The sequence below is a fragment of the Myxococcota bacterium genome, assembly GCA_035498015.1.
Classification (GTDB): domain Bacteria; phylum Myxococcota_A; class UBA9160; order SZUA-336; family SZUA-336; genus VGRW01.
Map to the genome: position 1 here is coordinate 23708 of DATKAO010000048.1, position 7954 is coordinate 31661.

Annotated in this window: 7 protein-coding genes; all 7 read left to right on the plus strand. The window is 73.0% G+C overall.

Features of this window, described 5'->3' with window-relative positions; translation table 11 throughout:
- The first annotated feature begins 19 nt into the window (after positions 1–19).
- Genes murD through ftsA form a run of 7 tightly spaced genes read left to right on the plus strand, consistent with a single transcriptional unit; the run spans position 20 to position 7772 of the window.
- Positions 20–1342: a UDP-N-acetylmuramoyl-L-alanine--D-glutamate ligase gene (gene murD, locus VMR86_04020; GenBank protein HTO06202.1), complete on the plus strand. Its 1323-nt coding sequence runs from the start codon at positions 20–22 to the stop codon at positions 1340–1342.
- The gene (gene ftsW, locus VMR86_04025; GenBank protein HTO06203.1) at positions 1336–2445 is read left to right on the plus strand and encodes a putative lipid II flippase FtsW; all 1110 of its coding nucleotides are present in this window, start codon (positions 1336–1338) and stop codon (positions 2443–2445) included. The genes murD and ftsW overlap by 7 nt, the downstream gene beginning before the upstream one ends.
- Positions 2436–3524: an undecaprenyldiphospho-muramoylpentapeptide beta-N-acetylglucosaminyltransferase gene (gene murG, locus VMR86_04030; protein HTO06204.1), complete on the plus strand. Its 1089-nt coding sequence runs from the start codon at positions 2436–2438 to the stop codon at positions 3522–3524. The genes ftsW and murG overlap by 10 nt, the downstream gene beginning before the upstream one ends.
- Positions 3521–4903, plus strand: coding sequence for a UDP-N-acetylmuramate--L-alanine ligase (gene murC, locus VMR86_04035; protein HTO06205.1), 1383 nt, complete (start codon positions 3521–3523; stop codon positions 4901–4903). The genes murG and murC overlap by 4 nt, the downstream gene beginning before the upstream one ends.
- Positions 4881–5810, plus strand: a complete 930-nt coding sequence (murB, locus tag VMR86_04040; GenBank protein HTO06206.1) for a UDP-N-acetylmuramate dehydrogenase — start codon at positions 4881–4883, stop codon at positions 5808–5810. Before murC ends, murB begins: the two co-directional genes overlap by 23 nt.
- Positions 5807–6559 carry an FtsQ-type POTRA domain-containing protein gene (locus VMR86_04045; protein HTO06207.1) on the plus strand — a complete coding sequence of 251 codons (753 nt, stop codon included), beginning with the start codon at positions 5807–5809 and terminating at the stop codon, positions 6557–6559. The genes murB and VMR86_04045 overlap by 4 nt, the downstream gene beginning before the upstream one ends.
- Entirely contained in the window at positions 6543–7772 is a 1230-nt protein-coding gene (gene ftsA, locus VMR86_04050; protein ID HTO06208.1) for a cell division protein FtsA, read from the plus strand. Before VMR86_04045 ends, ftsA begins: the two co-directional genes overlap by 17 nt.
- Positions 7773–7954 lie beyond the last annotated feature (182 nt).

Sequence of the window (7954 nt, forward strand, 5' to 3'; positions counted from 1 at the left end):
GGGTCCCGACCGAATTCCTATGAACTATTCCGGCCGACACATTTTGGTGTTGGGTGCCGCGCGCTCCGGGCGCGCGGCGGCCGAGCTCTTGCTGCGCGCGGGCGCCCGCGTGGCGGTCTACGACCGCAAGGCGGAAGCGCTGGCCGGCCTGCCCGCGGGCGTCGAGACGCTCTCGGGCGACTCGGCGCCGGGCTACGGCGGGTTCGACGCGGTGGTCGCCAGCCCGGGCTTCCCGACCCGCGCCGATCCCAAGCTGATCCCCGAAGTCGATCTCGCAGCGCAGTTCCTCGACGCCAGGCTCATCGGGGTCACGGGCTCGAACGGCAAGAGCACCACCACCACGCTGGTCGGGGAGATCCTCGCCGAGAGCGGCTTCCGCACGGGCGTGGGCGGCAACATCGGCACCGCCCTGTGCTCGTTGGTCGGCCAAGGCTACGAGTGGGTCGTGGCCGAGCTCTCGAGCTTCCAGCTCGAGCACGCGCGCGCGCTGCACGCCGACGTGGCGCTCTTGCTCAACCTCGCGCCCGATCACTTCGACCGCCACGGCACGCTCGAGCGCTACGGCGCGGCCAAGGCGCGGCTTGCGGAGCTGCAGGCGCCCGAGGCCTGGCTCGTGGCGAACCGCGACGACGCGTGGTCGAGCGCCGTGGCGCGCAAGGCGCCGGCGCGCGTCGCCTGGTTCTCGACCCGCGAGCGCGTCGAGACCGGCGCGTGGCTCGACGGTGACTCGCTGTGCGTGGTGCGCGAAGGCGAGCTGCGCGCGCGCATTCCGCTGGCAGAGCTGTCGAGCGCCTCGCGCCGGCCAGTCGACAACGCGCTCGCGTCCGCGGCCGCCGCAGACCTCGCGGGCGCGAGCGCCGACGCGATTCACTCCGTGCTGGCGCGCTTCCAGGGCCTGCCGCACCGCGTGCGCGACGTGTGCGTGCGCGCAGGCGTGCGCTGGGTCGACGACTCCAAGGCGACCAACCCCGCCGCGGCGGTGGCGAGTCTCCTCTCGCAGACCACGCGCATCGTGTGGCTCGCGGGCGGGCGCAACAAGGGCCTCGACTTCGCGCCGCTGGCCGACGCCGCGAGGCGCGCGCGCGTGCGCATCGCCTACGTGTTCGGTGAGTCGGCCGAGGACCTGGCGCGCGTGCTGTCGCCGGTGATTCGCGTCGAGCGCGTCGACACGCTGGCCGACGCGGTGGCGTACGCCGCCGCGAGCGCGCGGCCGGGCGACGTGGTGCTGCTCGCGCCCGCGTGCGCGAGCTTCGACCAGTTCAAAAGCTTCGAGGACCGCGGCGAGCAGTTCGCGGCCCTCGCGTGCGCCATCCCCGAGGGCGCGGGAGGCGCGGCATGCTGAGTCGCTTCGGAACGTCCCAGCTCGCGGTCGCGGGCGTGCTCCTGGTCGGCTTCGGCCTGGTCATGGTGTACAGCGCGAGCGCGGCGCGCTCCGAGGTCATGTTCGGCACGACCTTCACCTATCTGGGCCGGCAGACGCTCGCGCTGGGGCTGGGGCTCGCGGTCGGCGCCGTGTGTTTCTGGACCCCGCTCGCCTGGCTCGAGCGACTCGGGCTCCTGGCCTGGGGCGCCTCGGTGCTGGCGCTCGCGGCGACCTTCACCCCGCTCGGTGTCTCGGGCGGCGGGGCGCAGCGCTGGCTCGTGCTGGGCCCGTTCGCCTTCCAGCCGCTCGAGCCCGCGAAGCTCGGCGTCCTGTTCGGTCTTTCGCAGTGGCTCGCCTCGCACCAGGACCGCATGGGCGACTACCGCATGAGCATCGGCGTGCCGGCGATCCTGGCCGGCATTCCGGTGCTGCTCCTGCTGCGCCAGCCCGACTTCGGCGGCGCGATGCTGATCGCGATGTTCGCCGCCGTGCTGATCTTCGCGGCGGGCGCGCGCCTGGACCACCTGGGACTCACCGGGGCGCTGGTGCTGCCGCTCGCCGCCATGGCCATGCTGGTGCGGGACTACCGCGTGCAGCGGCTGCTCGCGTTCCTGGACCCGTGGGCCGACCCGCGCGGTCACGGCTACCAGCTCGTCCAGTCACAGCTCGCGTTCGGCGCCGGCGGGATCTTCGGCGTGGGCTTCGGGGCAGGTCAGCAGAAGCTCTTCTTCCTGCCCGAGGCGCACAACGACTTCATCCTGTCGGTGGTCGGCGAGGAAGTCGGGCTGTTCGGCGTGGCCCTCGTGCTCGTGGGCTTCGCGGTGCTCGCGCTGGCATCGCTCGGGATCGCGCAGCGCGCCAAGACGCCGTTCGCCACGCTGGTCACCCTGGGCGCGGGACTCACGCTCTGGCTGCAGGCCATGCTGAACGCCGGCGTGGCCATGGGCGTGCTGCCGACCAAGGGCAGCACGCTGCCGCTCGTGTCTTACGGCGGGACCTCGCTGGTCGCGAGCCTCGCGTCACTCGGACTCATCGCCAACGCGGCGCGGCCGTCGAAACGCGGGAGGTCGGGATGGCGCTGACGGTCCTGCTCGCGGGCGGCGGCACCGGCGGCCACATCTTCCCGGCGCTCGCGCTGGCCGACGCGATCCGCAAGGCGGAGCCCGACGCCGACGTGCGCTTCGTGGGCACGGCGCGCGGGCTCGAGACGAAGTACGTGCCGGCCGCGGGCTACCCGCTCGAGCTCGTGCCCAGCGCGCAAGTGACTGGCCGCGGGCTGTGGCGCGGTCTCTCCGGCATGGTCACGGGCCTGTACGGCATCTGGGTGGCGCGCGGGCAGCTCCAGGCGCATCGCCCGGACCTCGTGATCGGCGTGGGCGGCTACGCTTCGGTGGGCGCGGTGGCCGCGGCAGTCACGCTCGGCATCCCCACGGCGCTGCTCGAGCCCAACGCGCGCCCGGGCCGCGCCAACCGGCTCCTGGGCCGCTTCGCGCGCCGCAGCTTCGTGGCCTTCGAGGACGCGATCCCGTACTTCCCGGCGGGCCGCGCCGTGCTGTCGGGCCGCCCGGTGCGGGCCCTGCCCAAGGCCGGAGCCGGCTGCCCACGCGACCCTCGGACGGGAGTGACTCGCCTGCTCGTGACCGGCGCGAGCCAGGGCGCGCGCTCGGTGAATCGCGCGCTCGCGGCCGCGCTGCCGCGGCTCGCGCAGATTCCCGGGCTCGAGATCACGCACCAGACCGGCGCCTCGGGCCTCGAGGAGACACGCGCCGCGTACCAGGCCGCCGGCGTGCGCGCCGACGTGGCCGCGTTCTTCGACGACCTGCCCGAGCGCATGGCGCGCGCCGACCTGGTGGTGGCCCGCGCGGGCGGCACGGTGGCCGAGATCTGCGTGGCGGGCGTGGCTTCGGTGCTGGTGCCCTACCCGTTCGCCGCCGACGACCACCAGATGGCGAACGCGCGCGAGCTCGAGCGCCACGGGGCGTGCGTGGTGATTCCCGACGCCGAGGCCGCGCAGCGCCTGGGCGACGCGGTCGTGTCACTGCTCGGCGACCCCGCGCGGCGCGCGCGCATGGCCGCCGCGGCGCTGTCGCGCGCCCGGCCCGACGCGGCGCGCGACATCTGGCTGGCCTGCAAGGAGCTCTTGCGCGGAGGCGGGCGATGAGACGGCGCGTACAGCGCGTGCACTTCGTGGGCATCGGCGGCGTGGGCATGTCGGGCCTGGCCGAGATACTGCACGTGCAAGGCTACTCGGTGTCGGGCTCCGACCTGCGCGAGAGCGCCGCCACGCGCCGCATGCGCGAGCTCGGCATCCGCATTTCGATCGGCCACGACGCGACCGCCGTCGACGGCGCGGACGTGGTGGTGTTCTCCTCGGCGGTCCCGCGCAACAACCCGGAGCTGCGCGCCGCCGAGCTCGCGACTATTCCCGTGATTCCGCGCGCCGAGCTCCTGTCCGAGCTCATGCGCATGAAGTACGGCGTGGCGATCGGCGGCTCGGCGGGCAAGACGACGACCACCTCGATGACCGCCGAGGTGCTGGCCGCGGGCGGGCTCGACCCGACCACGATCGTGGGCGGGCGCGTGATCAGCCTGGGCGCGAACTCGCGCCTGGGCGAGGGAGAGGTGCTGGTCGCCGAGGCCGACGAGAGCGACGGCTCGTTCCTGCGGCTCGTGCCCACGGTCGTGGTGATCACGAACATCGACCGCGACCACCTCGATCACTACGGCAGCTTCGAGAACCTGCACGCCGCGTTCGTCGAGTTCGCCAACCGCGTGCCGTTCTACGGCGCCGCGGTGCTGTGCATCGACGACCCGCACGTGCAGACCCTGCTGCCACTGGTGACTCGCCGCGCCTGGACCTACGGACTGTCTCCCCAGGCCGACGTGTCGGCCGAGCGGGTCGAGACGGCGGGCCTGGGCATGCGCTTCGCGGTGCGCACCCACGGCCAGCCGCTCGCGAGCTTCAGCCTGCGCGTTCCCGGCAGACACAACGTGCAGAATGCGCTCGCGGCGATCGCGGTCGGGCTCGAGTTCGACGTGCCGGTCCCCAAGATCCAGCAGGCGCTCGCCGGCTTCCGCGGCGTGGAGCGGCGCTTCGAGATCAAGGGCGAGCGCGACGGCATCATGGTGATCGACGACTACTCGCACCATCCCGCGAAGGTGCGCGCGGCGCTGGCCGCGGCGCGCGAGGGGCTGGGCCGGCGCATCCTCGTGGCCTATCAGCCGCACCGCTACTCGCGCACGCGCGACGTGTTCGACGAGCTGGCGCGCGCCTTCCACGACGCCGACGTCGTGCTGCTCACCGAGATCTACGCCGCCGGCGAGGAGAAGATCCCCGGCGTGTCCGCCGAGGCGCTCGCCGAGGCCGTGCGCGCCTGTGGCCACCGCGCGTGTGAGTTCGTGCCCGAGAAGTCTGCGATCGTGCCGCGCCTGCGCGAGCTCGCGCGCCCGGGCGACCTGGTGTTCTTCATGGGCGCGGGAGACATCGGCCGGCTCGCCAGCGAGTTCCTGGCCGGAGATGGAGGGGGCTCTGGGACTTGACCGGTCACTCGCCGAAGAGCTCTCCGCGCTGGTCCCGGGACGCGTCTCGGGCGGCGAGTCACTCGCGGAGTGGACGTCGCTGCGCGTGGGCGGCCCGGCCGACGCGCTGGCGGCGGTCGAGAGCCGCGACGAGCTGGCGCGCATCGTCGACTTCTGCCGCGCGCGCGGCGTGCCGCTCCTGGTGCTGGGCGGCGGGTTCAACCTCTTGGTGCGCGACGGCGGCGTGCGCGGCGTGGTCGTGCGGCTCGCCGGCCTGCGCGGGCTCGCGCTCGACGCGCAGGGGGGCCTGCGCGCCGAGGCCGGCGCGAGTCACTCGCAGGTCACGCGCTTCGCGGCCGAGCGCGGCCGCGCGGGGCTCGAGTTCGCGATCGGCATTCCGGGCACGGTGGGCGGCTGGATCGCCATGAACGCCGGCACGCGCGCGCGCGAGGTGAAGGACGTGGTGACCTCGGTCGAGCTCTTCGACCCGGCGGCCGGTCGCGCGCTGACCCGTGCGCGCGCCGAGCTGGCCTTCCACTACCGCAGGACCGAGCTCCCGCCGGGCGCCGTGGTGCTCGCGGCCAGCTTCGCCACCACGCCGGACGAGCCCGAGGCGATCCGCGCGCGGCAGAAGCAGCTCATGGCCGAGCGGCGCGCGACCCAGCCGGTCGACCAGCCGAGCTGCGGCTCGGTGTTCGTGAATCCGCCCGGTGACTTCGCGGGCCGCCTGATCGAGGCGGCCGGGCTCAAGGGCACGCGCATCGGCGGGGCCTGCATCTCTCCCCTGCACGGCAACTTCATCGTCACCGAGAGCGGCGCACGCGCGGCCGACGTGCTGGCGCTGATCGAGCGCGCGCGGACGGTCGTCCGCGAGCGCACCGGCGTGTCACTCCAGACCGAGGTGAAGATCGTGGGAGAAGACGCATGACCGCCCGCAGGCTGGACGGCGCGGCGCTGCCGCGCGGGCTGAAACGGGCGCTCGCTCTGGTGGCCGTGGTCTTCGCCCTGCTCTGGGCGCGCCACCACGGCTATCTCGAAGCGCACGGGCTGGGCGAGCTGGCGCGCGGCGAGCTGTTCCGCCTGCACCACGTGGAGTTCGTGGGCGTGCGCGCGCTCGACCACGACTCACTGTGGAAGCTGACCGGGATCGCCGCGAACACCCCGCTCGTCGACCTCGACCCGGCGCGCGCCTCGAGCGCGCTGGCCAAGCACCCGCGCATCGCGCACGCGCGCGCCATGCGCATCCCGCCCGATCGCCTGGTGATCGCGGTCACCGAGCGCACGCCCATCGCGTTCGAGCTGCGCAGCGGCCTCGCGCTCGACCAGAGCGGCGCGCGTTTCCCCGCGCTGCCCGGCGAGGCCGAAAGACTCCCGCAGCTCACCGGTGAGCCGCGCTTCGCCCTGCCGGTGGTGGCCGCCGCGCGCGACACGGGCCTGAACCTCGCGAGCGTCGAGGCGGCCAGCGCCTCCGAGATCCACGTGCGCACCCTGGGCAACCCCGTGCGCCTGGTGGTGGGCCGCGACGCGCGCGCCTCGTTTGCGGATTGGCGCCAGCTCTCCGACAGCGACGTCGTCGAGAGCACGGGCGCACAGGAAGTCGATCTGCGTTTCAGGAGCAATCCGGTCTTGCGCGATCTGCACAAGCCGGCAGGAGGAGAGAATGGCGAAACACGATGAGCTGATCGTCGGGCTCGACGTCGGCACCACCAAGATCTGCGCGGTCGTCGCAGAGCCGAGTGGCGACACGATCGAGGTGATCGGAATCGGGACTCACCCCTCGCGCGGGCTGCGCAAGGGCGTGGTGGTCGACATCGAGGCGACCGTCGACTCGATCCGCAAGGCGGTCGACGAGGCCGAGATGATGGCGGGCTGCGAGATCAGCTCGGTGTACGCCGGCATCGCCGGCGGGCACATCCAGGCGCACAACGAGATCGGCATGATCGCGATCAAGGACCGCGAGGTGCGCCCCGCGGACCTGAAGCGCGTGATCGAGCAGGCCCAGGCGATCGCGATCCCGGCCGACCGCGAGGTGATCCACGTGATCCCGCAGGAGTACGAGCTCGACGGGCAGGACGGCATCAAGCAGCCGGTCGGCATGTCGGGCGTGCGGCTGATCGCGAAGGTGCACATCGTGACCGCGGCAGTCACGTCGGCGCAGAACGTGATCAAGTCGGCGAACAAGGCCGGGCTGAACGTGATCGACATCGTGCTCGAGCCGCTGGCCTCGGCCGAGGCCACGCTCGCGCCCGACGAGAAGGAGCTGGGCGTCGCGCTGATCGACCTGGGCGGCGGGACCACCGACGTGGCGGTGTTCGGCGACGGCTCGATCAAGCACACCGCGGTGCTGTCACTCGGCGGCTACCACCTGACCAACGACGCCGCCGTGGGCCTGCGCACCCCGTTCGACCAGGCCGAGCGCATCAAGCGGCGCTTCGGCTGCGCGGCGGCGCGCTATCTGCCGCGCGAGGAGCTCCTGACCGTGCCGAGCGTCGGGGGGCGCGCGCCCCGCGAGGTCTCGCGCAAGATGCTCTCGGAGTTCCTCGAGCCGCGGGTGGAGGAGATCCTGTCGCTGGTGCGCGAGGAGCTCGCGCGCACGGGTCACTTGGACAAGATCCCCTCGGGCATCGTGGTGACCGGCGGCACGAGCGCGCTGGAGGGTCTGCCCGAGCTGGCGGAGGAGATCTTCGAGCTGCCCGTGCGCAGGGGTACACCGCGGGGGATCGGGGGGCTCGTGGACCGCGTGCAGGGTCCGGAGTTCGCGACCGCGGTCGGGCTCGCGCTCTACGGCTCGAAACGCGCCGGCAAGCCGCGCTTCCGCGTGTACGACGGGTCGTCGTTCCGCAAGGTGCGCACGCGCATGCGCGAGTGGTTCTACGGCGAGATGCGCTGAACGGAAAAAATTTCACGCCGGGTACTCGCAGCGCGCGACAAGCGAGTTACAGTGAGACCCGTTCCATGGGGGGATGAGATGATCGAGTTCGAGCAGGCGACGGATCTCCGCGCGCGGATCAAGGTGGTCGGCGTCGGAGGCGGCGGTGGAAACGCGGTCAACACGATGATTCGCGCCGGTCT

Bases quoted from the DNA above. Each gene is read 5' to 3' on its own strand.
- ftsA (HTO06208.1), top strand. From the start codon at position 6,543: ATGGCGAAACACGATGAGCTGATCGTCGGGCTCGACGTCGGCACCACC.
- murC (HTO06205.1), top strand. From the start codon at position 3,521: ATGAGACGGCGCGTACAGCGCGTGCACTTCGTGGGCATCGGCGGCGTG.
- murD (HTO06202.1), top strand. From the start codon at position 20: ATGAACTATTCCGGCCGACACATTTTGGTGTTGGGTGCCGCGCGCTCC.
- murG (HTO06204.1), top strand. From the start codon at position 2,436: ATGGCGCTGACGGTCCTGCTCGCGGGCGGCGGCACCGGCGGCCACATC.
- ftsW (HTO06203.1), top strand. From the start codon at position 1,336: ATGCTGAGTCGCTTCGGAACGTCCCAGCTCGCGGTCGCGGGCGTGCTC.
- VMR86_04045 (HTO06207.1), top strand. From the start codon at position 5,807: ATGACCGCCCGCAGGCTGGACGGCGCGGCGCTGCCGCGCGGGCTGAAA.
- murB (HTO06206.1), top strand. From the start codon at position 4,881: ATGGAGGGGGCTCTGGGACTTGACCGGTCACTCGCCGAAGAGCTCTCC.